Annotated in this window: 15 protein-coding genes; 11 read left to right on the top strand and 4 right to left on the bottom strand. The window is 43.6% G+C overall.

Translation table 11 applies throughout. The annotated features are described in order from the left end of the window. Positions 1–37: 37 nt before the first annotated feature. The 5 genes from IPL34_RS14040 (at position 38) to IPL34_RS14020 (ending at position 5,617) form a co-directional block, all read left to right on the top strand. On the top strand, positions 38–1,057 hold the full coding sequence (locus IPL34_RS14040) for a Gfo/Idh/MocA family oxidoreductase (protein WP_296842076.1): 1,020 nt from the start codon (positions 38–40) through the stop codon (positions 1,055–1,057). Then, positions 1,054–2,241 carry an AGE family epimerase/isomerase gene (locus tag IPL34_RS14035; RefSeq protein ID WP_296842075.1) on the top strand — a complete coding sequence of 396 codons (1,188 nt, stop codon included), beginning with the start codon at positions 1,054–1,056 and terminating at the stop codon, positions 2,239–2,241. Before IPL34_RS14040 ends, IPL34_RS14035 begins: the two co-directional genes overlap by 4 nt. Positions 2,242–2,465: 224 nt before the next feature. Continuing rightward, the gene (locus IPL34_RS14030) at positions 2,466–4,172 is read left to right on the top strand and encodes a DUF1566 domain-containing protein (protein WP_296842074.1); all 1,707 of its coding nucleotides are present in this window, start codon (positions 2,466–2,468) and stop codon (positions 4,170–4,172) included. A gap of 22 nt (positions 4,173–4,194) precedes the next feature. Beyond that, a complete protein-coding gene (locus IPL34_RS14025; protein ID WP_296842073.1) occupies positions 4,195–4,749 on the top strand; it encodes a DUF1566 domain-containing protein in 555 nt (184 codons plus the stop codon). 478 nt (positions 4,750–5,227) lie between these two features. Next, positions 5,228–5,617 (top strand): PEGA domain-containing protein, encoded by a 390-nt coding sequence (locus IPL34_RS14020; RefSeq protein ID WP_296842072.1) that lies wholly within the window; start codon positions 5,228–5,230, stop codon positions 5,615–5,617. Positions 5,618–5,669: 52 nt separating this feature from the next. Here IPL34_RS14020 and IPL34_RS14015 read toward each other — a convergent pair whose 3' ends face one another. Beyond that, the gene (locus IPL34_RS14015; RefSeq protein WP_296842071.1) at positions 5,670–6,635 is read right to left on the bottom strand and encodes a nucleoside hydrolase; all 966 of its coding nucleotides are present in this window, start codon (positions 6,633–6,635) and stop codon (positions 5,670–5,672) included. Beyond that, positions 6,632–7,513 (bottom strand): ribokinase, encoded by an 882-nt coding sequence (locus IPL34_RS14010; protein ID WP_296842070.1) that lies wholly within the window; start codon positions 7,511–7,513, stop codon positions 6,632–6,634. The genes IPL34_RS14015 and IPL34_RS14010 overlap by 4 nt, the downstream gene beginning before the upstream one ends. Before the next feature lie 279 nt (positions 7,514–7,792). Between IPL34_RS14010 and IPL34_RS14005 the strand changes: the two genes are divergently transcribed. The 4 genes from IPL34_RS14005 to IPL34_RS13990 all read left to right on the top strand — a co-directional run bounded on the left by IPL34_RS14005 (position 7,793) and on the right by IPL34_RS13990 (position 11,524). After that, positions 7,793–8,650, top strand: coding sequence for an IS4 family transposase (locus IPL34_RS14005; protein ID WP_296837415.1), 858 nt, complete (start codon positions 7,793–7,795; stop codon positions 8,648–8,650). A 46-nt stretch (positions 8,651–8,696) separates the two neighbouring features. Next, positions 8,697–8,930 carry a hypothetical protein gene (locus IPL34_RS14000; RefSeq protein ID WP_296837418.1) on the top strand — a complete coding sequence of 78 codons (234 nt, stop codon included), beginning with the start codon at positions 8,697–8,699 and terminating at the stop codon, positions 8,928–8,930. Between the two features lie 325 nt (positions 8,931–9,255). Then, a complete protein-coding gene (locus tag IPL34_RS13995) occupies positions 9,256–10,473 on the top strand; it encodes a diguanylate cyclase (protein ID WP_296842069.1) in 1,218 nt (405 codons plus the stop codon). Positions 10,474–10,660: 187 nt separating this feature from the next. Continuing rightward, positions 10,661–11,524 carry a 2OG-Fe(II) oxygenase gene (locus tag IPL34_RS13990; protein ID WP_296842068.1) on the top strand — a complete coding sequence of 288 codons (864 nt, stop codon included), beginning with the start codon at positions 10,661–10,663 and terminating at the stop codon, positions 11,522–11,524. A gap of 79 nt (positions 11,525–11,603) precedes the next feature. On the opposite strand, the gene IPL34_RS13985 is transcribed toward IPL34_RS13990, so the two are convergent. Then, on the bottom strand, positions 11,604–12,329 hold the full coding sequence (locus tag IPL34_RS13985) for a hypothetical protein (RefSeq protein WP_296842067.1): 726 nt from the start codon (positions 12,327–12,329) through the stop codon (positions 11,604–11,606). Between the two features lie 225 nt (positions 12,330–12,554). Further along, on the bottom strand, positions 12,555–13,433 hold the full coding sequence (gene murQ / locus IPL34_RS13980; RefSeq protein WP_296842066.1) for an N-acetylmuramic acid 6-phosphate etherase: 879 nt from the start codon (positions 13,431–13,433) through the stop codon (positions 12,555–12,557). Between the two features lie 174 nt (positions 13,434–13,607). On the opposite strand from murQ, the gene IPL34_RS13975 reads away from it, so the two are divergent. Further along, entirely contained in the window at positions 13,608–14,633 is a 1,026-nt protein-coding gene (locus IPL34_RS13975) for a hypothetical protein (protein WP_296842065.1), read from the top strand. A 127-nt stretch (positions 14,634–14,760) separates the two neighbouring features. After that, the gene (locus IPL34_RS13970) at positions 14,761–20,757 is read left to right on the top strand and encodes an alpha-2-macroglobulin family protein (RefSeq protein ID WP_296842064.1); all 5,997 of its coding nucleotides are present in this window, start codon (positions 14,761–14,763) and stop codon (positions 20,755–20,757) included. Positions 20,758–20,784 lie beyond the last annotated feature (27 nt).

The following is a 20,784-nucleotide window of genomic DNA, read 5'->3' as shown; positions in this document are numbered from 1 at the left end:
TCAATCATTCATTAGTTCGAGTGGGAGGAATACTATTATGACTTTTGGTTTCGGTTTAATCGGTGCTAGCAATATTGCTCAAGCCCATATGATTGCAGCTATTCGCAGCCAACCTGATTGTGAAGTCGTATCGGTTTATAGCTCTCATCCAGAACGAGGCTTTGAATATGCGAAAACCAATCAAATCCCTCACTCCGCTAATACCCTTGAAGATTTACTTAGCAATCCTGCGGTACAGGCTGTCTATATCAGCACGACCAATGAATTACATTATGAGCAAACCCTAGCGGCGGCTAAAGCAGGTAAGCATATTTTATGTGAAAAGCCCTTAGCCATGACACTTGATCAAGCGCGGCGCATGATCAAAGTATGCCAACAGCATAATGTGGTCTTAGCCACTAATCATCATTTACGTAATGCGGCTAGCCACCGTACCATGAGGCGCTTAATTAGTGAGGGCGCTATTGGTCAACCGATTGCCGCACGCGTTTTTCATGCGGTTTATTTACCCGAACACTTACAAGGCTGGCGTCTCACTAATCCTAATGCGGGTGCGGGAGTAGTTTTAGATATAACCGTGCATGATGTTGATACCTTGCGTTTTGTACTGAATGCTGAGCCTGTGGAGGTCACGAGCCTTACCCAACATTTTGGTATGGGATCAGGCGTGATTGAAGACGGTGCTATGGCGATTTTCCGTTTTGATAATGGCGTGATTGCTCAAACGCATGAAGGCTTTACTACTAAATACGCAAGTAATGGTTTTGAAGTTCACGGGACAGAAGGCTCGCTCATTGCCAAGCGTGTGATGCAACAAGCACCTATGGGCGAGGTGATGTTGCGTAATGCGGAGGGCGAGCAATTTATCCCCTTACAACATGAAAACCTTTATGAAGTTGGGATGCGTCGTTTTATGGGCGCGGTCAATGGCAAAGATACACCTGCTGCGACCGGTGAAGATGGTTTTGCCTCTTTAGCGGCTGCTTTAGCGTGCTTAGACTCCGCTAATAGTCGTCAAACAGTTGCTATCCCTAGCTTTAAGAGTGCCGCACTATGACCCTTCCTAATTTTGTTAGTCGCCGCTTTTTAGAACAACATATTCAAACCACTTTAAAATTTTACGCACCGAATGTATATGATGCTCAGGGTGGTTTTTTCCAGCATTTCCGTGATGATGGCTCGATTTATGATTATGAGACGCGCCATTTGGTCAGCAGTACGCGCTTTGTATTTAATTATGCTATGGCTGCGCGTTATTTTAATGAACCTCAGTATCTGCCTTGGGTACAACACGGTCTGGACTATTTGCACCAAAAACACTTACAACCCTCCGGTGGCTTTGCGTGGCTACTCAAAGGTGATCAAGTTCTAGATGCGACTAATCATGCCTATGGGCTAGCTTTTGTTATTGTTGCCGGAGCTACTGCCCTCCTCGCTGGTGTAGAAGACGGGCGCAAAACCATTGAAGCAGGCTGGAACCTATTAGAGCGCTATTTTTGGGATGATGAGTATCAGCTTTATAAAGACGAAGCCTCACCTGATTTTAGCGTAGTTGCTCCCTATCGCGGTCAAAATGCTAATATGCATGCGTGTGAGGCCATGCTGTGGGCCTATGAAGCCACCAGCGAAAAACGCTTTTTAGATCGCGCTGAAACTCTAGCGCGAGCCATTACCCTGCGCCAAGCTGAAAAAGCTAATGGTTTAGTATGGGAGCATTACGACGCTCAATGGGAAGTCGATTGGAATTATAATCGAGATAATCCTAAACACTTATTCCGTCCTTGGGGCTTTCAACCCGGACATCAAACCGAATGGACCAAGCTATTATTAATCCTCAATCGCCATCGTCCTCAAGATTGGTTAATCCCTCGTGCGCGTGCGCTTTTTGACGAGTCATTAGCCAAAGCATGGGATGAGGTTAATGGCGGGATTTGCTATGGCTTCGCACCCGATGGCTCTATTTGTGACGGTGATAAATACTTTTGGGTACAAGCCGAAAGTTTTGCGGCGGCGGCCTTATTGTATCAAGCCACTCAAGATCCTCAGTATTTGGCTTGGTATGAAAAAATCTGGGCTTATAGTTGGCAGCATATGATTGATCATCAGTATGGCGCATGGTTTAGAATCCTGACCCAAGATAATCAAAAATACGATGACCTCAAATCCCCCGCTGGTAAAACCGATTATCATACGATGGGTGCTTGTTATGAAGTGCTACGTGGTATGCGTTTAGCCCCCTAAATCGTTATCTTCTTCTATTAAGTACTTGGTATTACAACGAATACTAAGTACTTCATTTCCTCACCACTCACCACTTATTCTCAGCCATCCATGCCTTTGGTATGGCTATATGTATCGTTTATAGATTAATAGATTTTTAATATATAAAGGCAGTGCTAGCGTATTAGTTAAGTTAATGACTTGCCGCATTAATACTTATCAACCGTTATACGAGTAGCAACTGCATGATAATCAATAATTTTTCCAAGCTAAGCACCTATAAATTAGGTTTAGCATTAAGCTTAAGTCTCGTATTAGGCTTAAGTGGCTGTAATAGTGGTGGATCTAGCACCTCAGAGCCTAGCAACCAACCGCCTAACCAATTACCTACACCCAACCCCAATAATGCACCGACTGCTAATGCTGGAGCGGATGTGACCGTCATCACTAAGCAAGCAGTGACTTTAGATGGTGGCCAAAGTACTGACGCTGATGGCAGAATTGTAAGCTATACATGGCGTCAAATCTCAGGTCCAACGGTACAATTAACTAACACTACCAGTAACCAGTTGCAATTTACTGCACCTGATGTCACCACAGATCAAACACTGACCTTTGAATTAACCGTACAAGATGATGCGGGCGCACGCGCCACTGATAGTATTGCCGTGTTAGTCAAAGCACTCACAAATGTCCCTCCTATTGCTAAAGCGGGACTGGATCAACAGGTTGATAGTAATACGCCCGTGATCTTAATAGGTGGCGGTACTGATGCTGATGGCACGATAGTCAGTTATCAATGGACGCAAATTAGTGGTCCTACTGTGACGCTCAGTAATGCCAACCAAGCTTATACTACCTTTACTGCACCTACTGTAACGGCGTTAACTGATTTACTGTTTGCTCTTAAGGTCACCGATGACAAGGGTGCTAGCCATACTGACTTTGTTATTATTCGAGTCAAACCTTTAGCGGTCATTCCTAATCCACAAGTACAAATTACCCCCATTGATCCCGACGGTGCATTACTTAAATGGCAATTGATTTCTGGGATTAGCAAATACTTCATTTGCCAAGCCCAAGAATCCATTTTGGATGTAACAAAGTGCACTACTTATAAGCTGGGCAAATGGATTCCAGTAGCTGATGCAACTAGCTATCAAGCGACTCAATTACGCATGAATGAAACTACTTATTTCCGTGTGGTCGCTGAAGATGCCAATGGTAAACGTAGTTCAGGTAGCACTGAAGTAAAGATCACTCCGATCTTAGCTAAGCCCACCTTATCTTTAAATGATACGGGTGTAACCTATTGCCTCGATCAACCCAATAATGTCTGTAGCACACTCGATAAGAGTTTCTTACTACAAGATGCGTTTGCAGGACGTGATTTCACTCATAATAACGATAGCGATGGTCATGCAGGCTTTAGCTTTACCAAATTGAGTGCTCAAGGCACAGCCCTAGCCGCGAATGCTACGAGCTGGAACTGCGTCCAAGACAATGTGACAGGCTTAGTGTGGGAAAACAAAACCACTAAAGGTGACGGTGGTTTGCATGATCAAGACTACACCTTTATCGAAAAGCAAATTGCGCAACCCGTAAATTGCCCCACCTGTGCCATTGCTCAATATGTAGCGGCTGTCAATAAGGCAGGCTATTGCGGCTTTAACGACTGGCGTGTGCCTAGTGCTTTTGAGCTGCGCTCGATTATGGACTACAGCTATATGAAAAACACAGATGTTTTAGTCGATAGCAAGTACTTCCCTGAGATTAAAAACACGGATGTCTATGTAACAAGTACACCTTCGCACTATTACAACTTTACTCAGCCCGTAGTGCTCGCCTTTGACTATATAGAAGAGCGCGACTTTTTTGCCAATACCCCGCTCACCAGTACTGCCTATAAAGTACGCCTAGTGCGCTCTGCAACCACCTCTGCAACCAAATAAGATCCCTATAGGAGAACTATTGATGAAAACCTTTAATTATTTAATCCTAAGCGGTATCTTAATGACTAGCACAGTACAAGCCGCTGACTGCCCTACTGCACCGAATGTAGGCGTCAGTATCACCACACCAACCAGTGATTTTATTCTGCAAGGTCCGGTAGCGATTCATAAAAAAACCGGACTGATGTGGCAACGTTGTATGGTAGGTGAAGTCTTTTCTGACAATAATACGCTCGATACCAACGACGATAGTTGTACTGGCAACCCCATCGAGGCAGGTATGGCTGAGGCATACACTCTAAGCCAACAAGCAGTGGCAAACTATACTGACTGGCGCCTACCCAATATTAAGGAGCTTTACAGTATTGAGGAGGAGTGCCCTTCGTTAGATGGACATTTAATCAATCTAACGGTATTTCCGGTTTCAAGCGCGAATCGTAGTGCGGATAAAATACCTGTTTTATGGTCCAGTACTAATTTGGTTATGACCAAACAAATTATTAATCCTAAAAGCACTTTAGTAGCCCTGCGTTTAGTGCGTGAGGTTAAACCAATAGCCACACCCACCGCTAACTAAACACTGAGTTAGCTGAGGTAGCATCAACTAAGTACTTGAGTGAAAATTATCGGGTATTGCTGGAGCAGTCTTGGCGGCAGGGATGCCGCCTTGAAGCGTACCAGGATGTATTCACAGCGACTGTGGAAGGAATGCTCGATAACTTTTGAACGACTACTTACCTCAGCGTCAAGTAGTTATATCCCAGTAGCTCTAGCTAAAGACTAATTTTAGCCCCTAATACCTGCATAAACTTACTCAAACAATTGGGATAAGTGAAGCAGCAGCCCCCCAATCCACTAGAATTTTAGGCTAAAGTACTCCCATCTTGAGCTGTCAGTGATTGCTAGACCAGATCACTATTTAGCACGTTTTTAACATTTATAGTGAATTTACATCTTGGTTAAAAAATTTTTAATCAAAGCAATATTAACACTGTTTATTAGTTACATTAGATGTTAGATTGCCGCCTTTTATAACTAAGACATGGAATAAACTGATGCTGAAACAACTATTATCAATAACCACTCTCGTCTTGTTAAGTATTGCTTTTACTGGTTGTGCCACTATTACACGCGGTACAGAGGAAGCTCTAGTCGTAGAATCTGATCCAGCTGGGGCTGATGTTAAGTTATCTAATGGTATGGTAGGCAAAACACCAACCAGTTTTATGGTGAAGCGCAAAACTAATTTAGTAGTTACTGTCAGCAAAGCTGGTTATCAAACAGCAACTATTAATGTGAATTCACAAATTGCTCAATCAGGTGGCGCTGCGATGGCTGGCAATATCATTTTTGGGGGAGTGATTGGTGCGGCTGTAGATTCCAGTAATGGAGCTACTCGTGAGCTGAAACCTAATCCTGTTAAAGTAAAGCTCAATCGTCTATAAATTAATGCGCATTAAGGAGAGCTAATAGACTCTCCTTAAACAATATCAGACCTTATCCCTGCCAAAACTCATTGGTCATACTACTCTCAAATAAAGCTATCAAGCGCTCGGCATCAACACCTAAACAGGCTTTTTGCTTAGGTCGATGATTCCAATTTTTTAGCGCATACGAGGACAAACCATGTCTATCCATAATCGTTTGCCCCATAGCCACGCCTTCAGTCGCAACACAAATACTCCCCTCAAGCGTTTGAAATAAAGTCGGATCTATGACATAGGCTACTGCGGAAACATCATGCCCATAGCAACCTTTAATGCCCCGAATACTGCCGTAAAAGCGCATATAGAACTGCACCGCATCATGCATGAATTGCCCAACACGGGAGTTACCATCACGAATACGCTCAAATAAAGCCTGATCTAATACCACTTGATGAGTCACATCTAAACCCACCATCGCCACCGACCAAGGTGCGGCCATTACGCGCTCGGCGGCATGCGGGTCACAAAAAATATTCGCCTCCGCTACTGGAGACACATTACCATCACGTTCAATAACGCCCCCCATAATCACCACTTGCTTTACTAAATGGGCAATCATTGGATTGAGCTGCAAAGCAGTCGCTAAATTGTCGAGTGGACCAATCGCTATCAGGGTAATTTCGTGAGGATGTTTTAAAATCTGCTCTACGATAAAGGCGGGTGCAGGCTGGGCAAGCGCTTGAGTTTTAGGGGCTGGTAAATGCAAATTGCCAAAACCATCAGTGCCATGCACAAAATCAGGAAAGGGGGGAGTAGATAAAATCCAAGGGCTAGCGCCTCCTTGAGCGACTGGGATATGGCTGGCTTGTGCCATTTCCAATAACGTTAAAGCATTACGGGTTGCTTGCTGTACCGCCACATTCCCAAAGGTAGTGGTAACACCTATTAAATCAATCGCAGGATGCGCTAAAGCCGTAAATAGTGCCATCGCATCATCAATTCCCGGATCAGTATCTAAAATCACCTTATGACTCATGCCAACACCTCTTCTAAGCTCGGAATACTTTGTGCCGCCCCGACTCGTTGTACACACAGCGCTGCTGCTTTACAACCTAGCTCTAAAGCATATTGAATACCGCGTCCCTGACTTAAAGCAGCTAAAGTAAAACCAATAAAAGTATCACCCGCAGCCGTAGTATCCACCGCTTTGACGGGTAAGGCAGGGACTTCAATCACTTGATACTGATCTACCCATACTGCTCCTTTCGCCCCAAGCGTCACAATCACTGCTAGTGCTGGATAATGAGTCGTTAGGCGCTCAGTCACTTGGCTCAAATCAAAATGCTCTAATTGTAATAGCTGCAACACTTCTACCTCATTCACGACTAATAAACTAAGTGACTCTAAGGGTAATTGTGCTACCGCTTCGGTCATAGGTGCGGGATTAAAGGCGACCTTTAAACCGTGTTGTGCCGCCAATGACATCATTTCAGCGGTGCAACTACATTCATTTTGTAACAGTAACCAATCGCCTTTTTGCGCTTCTGTTAATAAATGAGGTAACTCTTGCGGTTGAAAAGTATGGTTAGCGCCTGCATACAGAATAATGCAATTTTCTGCCTGATCATCCACTTGAATAATGGCATGACCACTCGGCGTATTAGTCGCTGCAACCAAATGACAATCAACCCCAAAGCTCTCAAGGCGCTCTAGTACCCATTGATCATTCTCACCATAACGCCCGATATGACGCACCTTAGCTCCAGCACGAGCTAAAGCCACTGATTGATTAGCGCCTTTACCCCCCAATAAGGCTTGGTACGATGAGCTTGCGAGGGTCTCACCGGGTTGTACCAAATGCGGCACTCGATAGACATGATCAATATTAATCGAACCATAATTAAAAATAGTCATTTATGATACTTTCCTAGCTAAGTCCAAGCGCATCAGATTAAAGGATTCGTCTCCCTCTAGCACTAAGTTATCACTTACTGCTTAGTAGGAATTATTTTTAAAGCACTTATCTGTTTTAGCTCACTTATTTATTGATAAAAATTCTCAAGCAAAAATAGTATTCTTAGTCTCTGTACACGACAAAACCACTAACTTATTGATTTAGCATGTTTGTCATGGAGATGGTGAAAGTCCACCGCTCCTATGTTTTACTCTCTAGTTACCACACAGGAGAGCAAAATGGATCTGAGCGATGGACTACGTGACAGTTTAAAAGCCCACTTGAGTTGGGGCAAGCCCCGTTTGGATTGTTTTGTGGGAATGCTGCATACTTTGCTGAGTGCGCGACAAATGAATTTGGCGTTGTTGGCGGTACACATAGATTCTGACACCGACATTGGTTCCCGCTATCGACGGATGCAACGCTTTTTTAGCCAAGTGTTCTTTAATTACAATGACATTGCCCATTTTCTTATGGGAATGTTCGCCTTTAGTGGTCAACAATACTACCTCACACTCGACAGAACCAACTGGAAATGGGGCAAATCCAACCTCAATCTCCTGACTTTGGCGGTTGTTTACCAAGGTGCGGCTATCCCCGTTTACTGGATGGTGTTGAACAAACGCGGTAATTCTAACCAACGTGAACGTATTGCCCTGCTGCAACGATTTATCAGCCAATTCGGGCGCAACAACATCTTGGGTGTGTTGGCTGACCGTGAGTTTATTGGTGGTCAATGGTGGAAGTGGTTGTCTTCCAAAGAGATTCCCTACTTGATTCGTATCAAGGGTAATCAGTTGATGACCGACAAACACAAAAAAGAGGCGCATGTCCGCTCGCTGTTTGCCAACCTCAAGCCGGGTAAACGGCGCGTTCTCCGTCACCGTCGCGACGTTAGCGGGGAATGGGTTTGGCTCAGTGGCTCAAAGCTGCCCAGTGGTGAGTTGTTGATTATCGCCAGCAACCACTACACGGCTGATCCCATTGGCACTTATCGGCTACGTTGGGAAATTGAAAACCTGTTCCAATGCTTGAAAGGGCGTGGTTTTCACATGGAAGCCACTCACTTCACCAAACCCCTCGCATCAAAAAGATGATGGCGTTGCTTGCCATTGGCTTCTGTTGGGCGCACAAAGTCGGCGAATGGAAGGAAAAAGCCGTCAAGCCTTTGAAGACGAAAAACATGGACGCAAAGAGCAAAGTGTCTTCCGTTACGGCTTGGACTACTTGACCGATTTATTGAATGGAAGGGTACGGGAAAAAGTGGATAGGCTTAGGCTGCTGCTTCTGTTCCTTTGTCCACCACAATTCATGGCGATCGAGGATGGACGGATGAAACTCAGGCGATTTTCTTTTGAAAAAGATTCAATGAGTTAAGCGAATTGTCGTGTACAGAGATTCTTAGTATTATTTTTCAAACAAGCCTATAAGCCCCTCTAAGTTTCAAGTGTCTCTCTGTACCGCCCTTCAAGATAACCGCTCCACTCAGCTAACTGATCTAGGACAGCTAAGGTTCAGCCCCCCTAAGCAAATAAATAATTTTAATTGACTTCAGCTAATGCAAGATAGATTAAACCATTCAATCGCAACAAGATATTAGTTTTCCGTTAGTCCTAGTTTTTAACATAAATCGTACTTATTCTATTATAATCACTCCCTAATAATAAAAATTAATTGATAGATACATCTAGGCGAGTTTTTTATGGCAGAAATGATGAGCCTCATCTTAGTGATAGGAATTATTAGCTATCTGGCAAGCTTCTTATTGTTATGGCTATCCAGAGACGTAGCAGATACTCCTCAAGGGGTAGACTCTTGGCGACTAGCCGCTTTAGCAGGTGCTATCGGCTATATGGGTCTATTGTTTTATAATGCCACCTACCCCAAACATGCTGAGCTTATTTATAATATAGCCTTGTTATTCTGGGCAGTATTTTTGTATATTGGTGGGCATCATCGACTAGAAAAACCTGTACGCCAAGAGTTTTTACTGTATCTTACTGGTACAGTAGCCTCTCTCCTGATGGCTTTTAGCCTTGTCTGGCCTATGTTCTTTGTGTCTAATACTATTCTAGCTCTTTATATTGGTGTGCTCAATTTACATTTAGGCTATATCTTTATTAAAGAAAATAAAGAAAAAAGAATCGTGCGCAATATTTTAGGAGCTTGTTTAATCACCAGTGGACTGCACTGGTTTGACTATCCTTTCTTTAGATATAATCCTGTCGTTGGACCATTTGGCTTTCTACTTTGCTCAACTTTATCTATTATTATTACCACTTTAGTAGTTAAAATCGTCTTAAAAGATTTCTACGAGAAAATGCGGGCGGCTGAACAGAAAGCCATCAATCAAGCTTTTCATGATCCACTGACAGGGGTTCATAACCGAGCTTATTTAGAGCAACAATTTCCTAGATTCCTGCAAGAAACCAAAGCTCGGAATCAAGATCTTGCTCTAGTATTTTGTGATCTTAATAAATTTAAAGCCATTAATGATACCTATGGTCATCACGTAGGTGATATGGCATTGACTATTTTTGCTAAACGTATCCGCTCTGCTGCTAGGCAAGATGATTTAGTGATACGCCTTGGTGGGGATGAGTTTGTTATCTTACTAGGTCAATTGGAATACGCTAATTATCAATTAGTTACCGAGTTTATTACTCGTTTAGTCACTAATATGATGCATCCGATGACTATTGACGGTATCCAACATACTTTATCTAGCAGTATTGGTGTGTCTTATTTATCCAAGCATGGTGATAACTTGGAGCAACTACTAGAATTTGCTGATCAGGCTATGTATGCCGATAAAATGATGCGTAAGCGTAATGAGCTGTCTGCACAAATCAAACCCATAACTTTACCCTCTCAATTATCAGCAATAAATACTCATGAAGAAAAAAGCCACTCTATTTAATTAAACTAATAGTACCAATTTAGGTTTTAATTAATAAAAAATAACATCTTTTACACTTGCAAGCATAATAGAAATCGCAAAAGGTTTATAATTAAATTTACTTTAGGACGGCTATAAAAACTCGTAATTTCTCTTGACTAGACTTAATTCAATACAATAAGTCTGGTCAATAAGGAGAACTATATTTATGAGTGATTTAGCACAACTGGACCCGCGCTTTTTTCGATCTACTGATGACAAAAATCATCTTCTAGAAAAATCAAACCCTATTATTACCACCAAAAAACTTACCTTCCATTTGTTAAATCAATTATTATATGGTGATATATTAGCCATAAGAATTCCTGATTTTTACTCTATTGACCAATGTCAAATATTACAAAGCAATCTAGATCAACACTCTAACAAAATCAGCAAATATGATAATGCTCCAGAGCTTGATATTTATCGCTTTGGTCTCTCCTACTTTGAAACTCGTTTTAATGCTAAATTAATTGATCAATATTTTAGACAAGCACATTTTCATTTATATGACATGGATCAGCTCTGTCAGCCTGCCGCTAATCCCTTACGGGACTTTTTACAGGTTTTAGATCAAGCTTGGCCGCATGGTGCTAAACCGCAGCAATTATCAGATAAATTAATGATGCCCGGACTGATAAGAATTTTGCATGAGCACCAAGCCTTCTCACCGCATCAAGATTTACTCCATCGTGATATACCCCAACTGCCCAAGCATGAGCACCCTATTAGCCAACTAGCAATTAATCTATATATACAAAACTTCCAAACTGGTGGGGAGTTGGAGTTATGGGATTATGCCCCTGACGATGAGGTCGCTAATACACTGTATACAGGCACACATGACTTTTATGACCGCGCCAAACTGCCTCCAGTAGCTGCTACCCTAACGCCACAGGCAGGCGAATTGATCTTATTTCAATCTAGTAAAGTACATGCTGTTAATAAGGGACAAGGTGGCAAACGGATCGCTTTTTCCTGCTTTTCGGCTTTTCGTGGTATCAATAAACCCCTAAGCTATTGGATTTAAAGGCTTTAATTTCAAATAAAAAGCCGTTCTAAAGACTAGCCTTAGAACGGTTCTACACGAAGTACTTAGAGGAAGGAAATTAGATAATATTTAACAAACCACTTAACAGACTGCCTAAACCACCTAAGGAGTTATTTGCACTGCCAGCCGTGGTGCTCGTAGTAGTGCCGTGATTATGACTCGTGGTTACACTGGTATTGGGTTGAGCTGTACTGGTATAGCTAAAACCCCCTTGCAGTGCGGGTTGGGTTTGATAATAGCCCCCATTACTCATGGCGTTGTAATTAAAACCACCACTCCAAGGGGACATAGTGTAATAACTGCTATTGAGCACGCTAGGTTGTGTCAGATAGCTGAAATTCATAGGCATGGGTTGAAAACCATAATAGTTAAAGCCGGAAGAGCTAGGATATTGGGTACTTAGGGAATAACCACTATTTAAACCTGTTAAGCCATTCAAACCACTCAAGCCTGTTAATCCACTTAATCCTGTGTAGCTGCCTGTTAAACTAGGCTGCGTATAGGTATAGTTACTTGTCACAGTGGGACGTGTTGTGGTAGTAGTGGTGCTAGCTCCGGTAGACGCAGAACCACCTGACCCACCGCCTAAAATCCCACCTAGTAAGCCACTAGCGATATTCATTACTGGACTTAATAAACCACCTAATAATCCGCCGCCACTTCCTGAGCTAGAAGAAAATAAGGAACCTAAGCCACTAGCGCTGGATTGTGTACTGCTCGAACCGGAAACACTGCTATTACCAGTTAAGCCGCCGAGTAAGTTAGTAATTAAGCTGAGTGACATGTTATCTACCTCTATAAATCTTTTTCATTTCAATTAGTTGTTTTGATTACAGCTTGGTATTGAGTGGCTGTTTTCTATAGAGAGCAGTATGTCAAAATCAGTAGGGCTTTGAATATCGCCATCATGATAAAGTGATTTTATTGATTGATAAACCGGAACGACGAGTGGATTAAGGCTAGGAACGGTCTGTGACTTTAGGGTTCATCTAGATAGTTATTAAAAGCATTACTGAGCCAACGCTTGGCGTATATTACCTCTTGCCTTTATTAAACGCTCACGGGCGACAGATGGCTCTAAGTGTGTTAGTAATGACACGATAGCGGCTTTAACATTATGATCGGCTGCACCTAACACTCGTTGTGCACTCATCTGATCAGCGCCTGTTGCAGCCATAACAATACGCAGCGCCCGTTGTGCTAATTTGTGATTGGTCGGCTGCATATCGACCATGAGATTGCCATACACCTTATGCAGCTTCACCATAATGGCACTAGATAAGGTGTTTAATGCTACCTTTTGTGCGGTTCCCGCTTTAAGGCGTGTGCTACCAGCAATCACCTCTGCACCGGTTGCCAATAAAACACCAATTTCTGCCTCATTGATAAGAGCTGTATTAGGATTATTAGCTATACCAATAGTGAGAGCACCTAGGCTACGTGCATGATATAAGGCACGCACCGTAAACGGAGTTTTACCCGAAGCCGCAAGCAAAATAACCACATCCTGTGCTTTAAGCTCAATAGCCGTTAAAGCCTGAAGCGCTGACTCGGTATCATCCTCCGCTCCCTCCACTGCTTTTAAATAAGCACTGATACCCCCTGCCATCACACCGACAGCACGCTCAGCAGGCCAAGAAAAGGTCGGTAATAATTCTGTGCTATCTAATACTCCTAAACGTCCCGACGTACCCGCTCCCACATAGATCAAGCGCCCCCCCTGCTCTAAACGCTGAACTGCCGCATCTACGGCTTGAGCGATTGCAGCCTGCGCATGCTTAACCACTTGAATTGCCAAGAATTGATCATCAATAAAGGTACTTACTAAGTTATCGGTAGTCTGTAAATCTAGCTCAGAGTACTTAGGGTCAATCGCTTCAGTATTCATATAATACCTAGTAACTTATAATGGACACTTCGCTTATACGCCGCGCTAACCCACAATAGACTTAATACTGACCTTTACACTTAATGACCAATGTATGAATAAGACAAATGGTAGACCCTCCATACTAAAACCACCTCTATACTCAATTCTTAGCCTAATCACAGGAAATTCTATATGGGTGGTCAAGCCTTAAAAAACACAGTTACTCGCCGTTATGAACGTGCTGAGTATGAGGCACTGTGCACACAAGTGCTCAACCAACTACGCATTGACTTTCCAGAGCGTAAAATCGCCGCCATTCCAGCCTATCGAGCCAAAACCTCATTTGGTGACCTAGATATTCTCATGGATACCGATCAACTCACGATTCATTTGAGTGACTATATTAAAACTCGCTTTCAGCCCAATGAATTAGTACGTAATACTAATGTCTACTCCTTTGACTATCAGCAATTCCAAATTGATATTATTGGTTCACCCCATGAGGATTTTGATATTTCATTACACTATTTTGCATGGAATGATCTAGGCAATATTATCGGTAGGCTCTATCATAAAATGGGATTTAAATACGGACATGATGGACTAACTCTGATTGTACGTGATGGCAATAATATATTAGGGGTCATTAGCCTCTCCAAAGATATTAAAACCATATTAGCATTTGCCGAACTAGATCGTGAGCTTTTTTTGCAAGGGTTTGATACTCTAGAGGATATTTTTCGTTTTGCTGCTTCCTCGCCTTATTTCAATAAAGCTATTTATTTATTAGACAATCGTAACCATGCTTCACGCATCCGCGATAAAAAGCGCTCTACTTATAATGCCTTATTAAAATGGTTAGACACTCAAGATCATTTAAATGCTTATCCTTGGGATACTCTGCGTGAGCATGGGGGTAGACAGCTTAAAGAGCAGTTTTTACAACGCGCCTTTGAGTGGTTTCCGCATGCTAAACCTCAATATGAGCAACTATTAGCTCTCAATGAACAACGTAAGCGTGTCCATGAAAAATTTAATGGTGAACTGATACAAAGCTGGATAGGTTTAGAGGGCAAAGCATTAGGGGCTTTTATGAAGTATTTGCGTGAACAAGGCAATGCAGAACAGCAGGATTTTATTCAATGGCTAGATACTCATGATTTGGTCTACATTAAAGAATGGGTATTAGCTCAATATCAAACTTACTCAGACTTTTAAGAACTTATTAGCTAGTAAGTACTCTATCCTGATAGCAATTTAGGTTAAATTCATTTAAATGATTTAACCACTTCTATACCGAGTCGGCATATACTCTTCTTAATCAACATCACTAGGGTAATGAGTAATGAAACAATGGCTATTATTAATAGTGGGGGTACTGATGATGTCACACGCTCAAGCCACTTCGCTGGAACCCATTCGAGAATTGCCTAAGTGGGATGAGTTTCCTGCGCAACTGCAAGAAATTCCAAGCCAAGCCCCCGCTACTGAAGAACTCTCCATTACTCAGCCCGAATTATTAACACCCGAACAAACTAAAACTCTACTAGAACGTTTACCGCCTCTGCCCAAAGCAATCACAACAGAATTTAAATTACCTAACCAGCCTAAACCTGTTCCAGCCACTCCAGTTACTAATCAACCGTTCCCAGCCTCCGAAGCCGCTTCAATCGCGCCCCCAGCCACTCCTAAAGTAACTGAACTCAATGTGTTACGCTTTAGTCCTAGTGGTGATGAGTTAGACTCAATCAAGCAAGTCAGTATTACTTTTAATCAGCCGATGGTGGCTGTGACCTCAGGGGAGGATGCCTCAGCACAATCCGCGCCTGCACAGTTATTACCTAAAATAGAGGGCGAATGGCGTTGGCTAGATACTAAAACGCTAGTCTTTACCCCTAAAGCAGAGCGTTTACCCCTAGCAACCAGCTTTAAATTGATTGTTCCTGCTAATACCCCCTCTGCTAATGGTGATGTGTTAAAACAAGCCTTTAATGCTAGTTTTAGCACTCCACCCGTGGCAATCAGCAATGTCTACCCTAATGGTGAGCGCGTCGCTTTACAGCCCTTATTACTCTTAAATTTTAACCAACGCATTAACCCTAAAACGCTGTTACATAGCCTGCAATTGCAGGTGGCTGGCAAAAATATAGAACTGCAATTAGTGTCTGAGAGTGAAATACAGGCTGATAAAACCTTGCAAGAGCAAGTCAAAAACTTACCTCAAGATCAATGGTTAGTGGTCAAACCTGCTCGACCTTTAGCTAAAGATACTGCATTTAAGCTGGTACTCAACAAGGGGGCTAAATCGGCGGAAGGTTCACGGGTCAGTAGTCAAGCGCAAACGTTTGAGTTTAAAACCTATGGTGATTTAGCGATTACCAGTGCCAGTTGCAATGGGGACAATAACTGCCAACCTGCGACACCCTTTAGTTTTGAACTCTCGCACCCGTTGGCTAATGATCTCAACCTAAAAGACTGGATTAGTATTGAGCCTGCTTTAGCTCAATTTGAGATAGACAATTATGGAACGTATCTGACTATTCGTGCGGACACTCAGCCACGCACTACTTATAAGGTTACATTTAAACAAGGCTTATTAGATACCTACGGTCAAAAGCTAGCTAAGAACTTAGTGACTACTTTTAAGATTGCCGATTATTTACCACAATTAGGTATGAATGAGGAGCGCCTCATTACGCTTGATCCTAGCGTCCCCCCTCAATTTACTTTTATCAGTCGCAATTTCCGCAATGTGAAATGGCGTGTACAGCAAGTCGCCCCCCAAGATTGGGCAGCCTATGAAAAATTACGCAATGAGACTGATTTAAGTGCTGAAACACTCCCTACCCTCCCCGGCAAAACGGTCGCCGAGCAAGTGATTGCGCTCACCGATAAAGTCAATGAAACCGTGATTAAAACCATTGACCTAGCCCCTTGGCTCACAGCGGGTAAAACCGGACAATTGATCGTGTTACTAGAGGAAGGTGAGCCACTGGTTAAACTACCAAGCCCTGAAAATAGTGAACCTAGTCCAGTGCAGAAATTGCGCTTAATGACTTGGCTACAAGCCACTCAAATTAGTCTTGATACACGTAGCGATGATCAGCAGTTACTCGCATGGGTAGCACAACTCGCTAATGGTCAGCCACTACCTCAAGCGCAAGTACGCTATGTGCACAATCAGCAAACGACTAGCGCTACGAGTGACACTCAAGGCTTAGCCCTACTAACTAAACCCACTATGACTCCCTCTACTGATACCGAGGAAGCAAATAGCTCATGGATAGAGGCTCAAGTCGGTGATGATATTGCCTTTTTGCCTTTAACGAATGAGCAATATATCCCCTATCTGCGCGGTATTCGCCCCCCCAACCCTACTATAACTAACGCTAATTGGCTTTGGCATGTGTTTGATGATCGCCAACTGTATCAACCTAACGAGCAAGTCCATATTAAAGCGTGGCTACGTGAACTCGATAGTAAGAGCCAGCTCGCCTTGCCTAAAGCTCAAACCGTGAGTTATCAAGTATTTGATGCCCAAGATAAATCTCTAGCAGAAGGTGAAACCAAAACTACTGCATTAGGCGGCTTAGATTTTGCCTTTACACTTCCCGAAGTGGTGGCATTAGGACCGGCACGGGTGGAATTGAAATTAACCGATACACCAGATAGTGCCGTCAGCTTCCAGCATAACTTCCAGATTCAAGAGTTTCGTACCCCAGAATTTGAGGTCAAAGTGACTAAAGTCTCCGAAGATACTGTGATCGGGAACGCGACCTTAGCAGCTCATGCAGAAGCTAAATACTATACAGGGGGCGGGCTAGCGAGTAGTGAAATCCGTTGGGAGGGGAAAATTACTAGCAGTTCCTATACTCCTCCGAATCAATCCGACTGGAGCTTTGGCATAACTCAGCCTTTCTGGGGACGTTATGAATATGAAGCGGGCGCATCTAGCTATCAAAATATCAGCGGCAAAACCGATACTAATGGTTTGCACACCTTACAAATAGATCTCCAAGCAAATAGCGTGCTGCCACTGACTGTAGAAGCAAGCGCCAGTATCAGTGATAAAAATAATCAAACGTATAGCGCTAGTACTTCATGGCTAGTCCACCCTGCTGCTCAGTATGTGGGTTTAAAGACCGAACGCTATTTCGTGGAGCAAGACCAACCTTTAGCCGTTGATCTGATTACCACTGATATTGAAGGTAGCGCTCAAGCACAACAGCCTATTGTAGTGGAAGCCGCGCGTTTAGAATGGTCAAACACGGCGTCTAAGCTCGAAAGCAAAGATATTCAAACCTGTACCGTACAATCCGATGCCAAAGGTTTAGCCCAGTGTAGCTTTAAAACACCTGTGGGTGGTCAATATGAGATCACTGCGACGACTCAAGACAAAGAGGGACGGCGTAATCTAAGCCGCATTACTCGCTGGGTAACAGGGGGTAAGATGAGCAATGAACTCCCCCCCAATACTAGCGAGCGTGTAGCCGCGCAAACGCTCCAACTGATTCCTGATAAACCTACTTATACTCCTAGTGATACTGCCCAGATTTCGATTCAAGCGCCTTTTGCTAATGCACACGGGGTAGCAACCATTGAACGTGAGGGGCTAGTTGAGCATTATCCTCTGGCGATACAGGGCACTAGCCATACCTTAGCCCTGCCTTTAAAGCCCGAATGGATGCCTAATGTGCATGTGAGCGTGGTATTACAAAGTAGCGTAGATAATAAACCTGTCTATGCTACTGGCACGACTGAACTGACTCTCTCCACCGCTGAGCGAGTATTAAATGTCACCGTGACACCTAAAGATAAAGTGGTGACTCCAGCCGCTGAAACTGAAGTCACGGTTGAAGTGCAACAAGCCAATGGTCAAGCCGCTACGAATACTGAAGTCTTAGTGATGGCAGTCGATGAAGCTATTTTAGCTTTAGCCAATTATCAATTAGCCAATCCTATTAATAGCTTTTACCCCACGCGCAACTCTGGAGTAGACGCCCAATACTTACTAGAAAATGTATGGTTAGAACCAAAAGCTGAACTCAAAGCCTCATCCCCCGCTATGCGCCCCATGATGCGAATGGCTGCACCTGCTACTGTAGTATCTGCGGTTATGGAAATGGGCAATTACAAAGGCTCCATTGAGGCCGATGCTATGGTCTATAACTACTCAACAGCAACTCCAACTTCGCCCCCTGGTCTCACCATACGTCAAAACTTCACACCCTTAGCTGCTTTTATTCCAAGCCTAAGCACTGATGATCAAGGGCGCGTCACGGCTAAACTTAAGTTACCTGATAATTTAACACGCTATCGCATTATGGCAGTGGCTGTTTCAGGCACAGACCACTTTGGCAGTGGCGAAAGTCAATTGACCGCTCGTTTGCCTCTCATGGTACGCCCTAGTGCACCGCGCTTTTTAAATTTTGGTGATCAATTTAATTTCCCCGTGCAATTGCAAAACCAAACTGACGAAGCCCTGCCTGTTCAGTTAGTGATGAATGCTGAAAACCTTGAACTACCTGCACAAGGTTATGCAGTCTCCATTCCTGCTAATCAACGCATACTGGTGCAATTCCCCACTAAACCCTTGAGTGCAGGTACAGCTTGGTATCAATTCGCAGCGGTCAGTCCCGATAAGGCTTATCAAGACGCAGCAAGAGGGCAAATTGCCGTTAATACCCCTGCCACCAGTGAAGCCTTTGCAACTTATGGAGTCATTGATCAAGGTGCTATCCAACAACCGATCAAAGCACCTCAAGATGTATGGGCACAATTTGGCGCCTTACAAGTGAGTACCTCATCGACCGCCATGCAGTCGCTCACCGATGCGTTCTTATACCTACATACCTATCCCTTTGAATGCACCGAGCAAGTGGCCTCTCGTATGTTAGCCACGTTAGCACTACAAGAGATGTTGCAAGCCTTTAATGTGCCCAATATGCCCAGCAAAGAGGCTATCGAGAAAAGTTTGCAGCGTGATTTGAATCTGCTCACACAGCGCCAAAACTATAGTGACGGAGGTTTTGCGCTGTGGAAATCCTATGGTGAGGTTTTCCCCTATGCCAGTTTGCATGCCTTACATGCTTTGATCCGAGCTAAGGCTAAGGGTTATGCCCTTAATGAGGAACGTTGGAATCAAGCGCTAGACTATGCTCGCAATATCAATAACTACTTAAATGATAAAAACTACTCAGCTACTACCCGTCAGTACCTAGTTGCTTATAGCTTATATATCCGTACTTTAATTGATGACTACGATGTTGAAAGTGCCAAAACACTGATTCAAGACGCAGGGGGTACAGATAAACTACCTACTGATGTACTTGCATGGCTCATGCCTATTATTGCCCATGACGCTAGTCTCAAACCGCTACTAGAGGAATTAACACTCGCGCTCATGAATCGGGTGAGTGAAACCGCATCAGGCGCTAGTTTTGGTGACAGTCATTTTGCGCAAAGTTATTTAGTACTCAGCTCTGAAACCCGCACTAATGCCCTAGTGCTCGATGCACTGATTAAAACCCAAGCGCAATCCGATTTGATTCCTAAACTGGTCAAACAATTACAAGCACGGCGGATGAATGGGCGTTGGGATAATACTCAAGATAATGCGTTTGTATTATTAGCCTTGGATCAATACTTCCAGACCTATGAAAAGCAAACCCCAGACTTTATTGCGCGTACTTGGTTAGGTAAAGACTATGCAGGTGAGCATGCGTTTAAAGGGCGCAGCTTTGAGAGTAGCGAAACCACTATTCCTATGAGTTGGTTGTTAGAACATCCACAGGCACAGGATTTAATCCTTGATAAACAAGGTACAGGACGCTTGTATTATCGAATTGGCATGAATTACGCGCCTAAGAGTTTACAGTTGGCGGCTAAAAATGCTGGTTTTACGGTAGAGCGTCGTTATGAAGCAGTGGATAAGCCCGACGATGTTAAGCAACTCGCCGATGGTACTTGGCATATTAAAGCAGGCGCTAGAGTGAAGGTGCATATTAGTCTGGACGCTCCCGCAACCCGCTATCACGTAGCACTGGTTGATCCTTTGCCCGCTGGATTAGAGATACTCAATCCAGTGCTGGATACTACGGGAGCACAAACGGCAGTCCCAGAGGGTAGAGATTGGTTCTTATATTGGTTTGGACATCAAAACTTGCGCACTACTCAGGCAGAAGCCTTTACCACTGAGCTAGGTGAGGGTAATTACCAATATAACTATATTGCGCGTGCCACGACTCAAGGAAGCTTTATTGTGCCTCCGGCTAAAGCTGAGGAGATGTATAGCCCTGAAACCTTTGGACGCTCTAGTTCGGATAAGGTAGTGGTCGAATGAAAGCCTCGGCTTTCATCCTCCCCACTA

It is taken from the genome of Thiofilum sp. (assembly GCF_016711335.1).
Taxonomy (GTDB): Bacteria; Pseudomonadota; Gammaproteobacteria; order Thiotrichales; family Thiotrichaceae; genus Thiofilum.
Note: the sequence above shows the minus strand (reverse complement) of the source record. Positions and strands in the feature narration are given on the sequence as shown.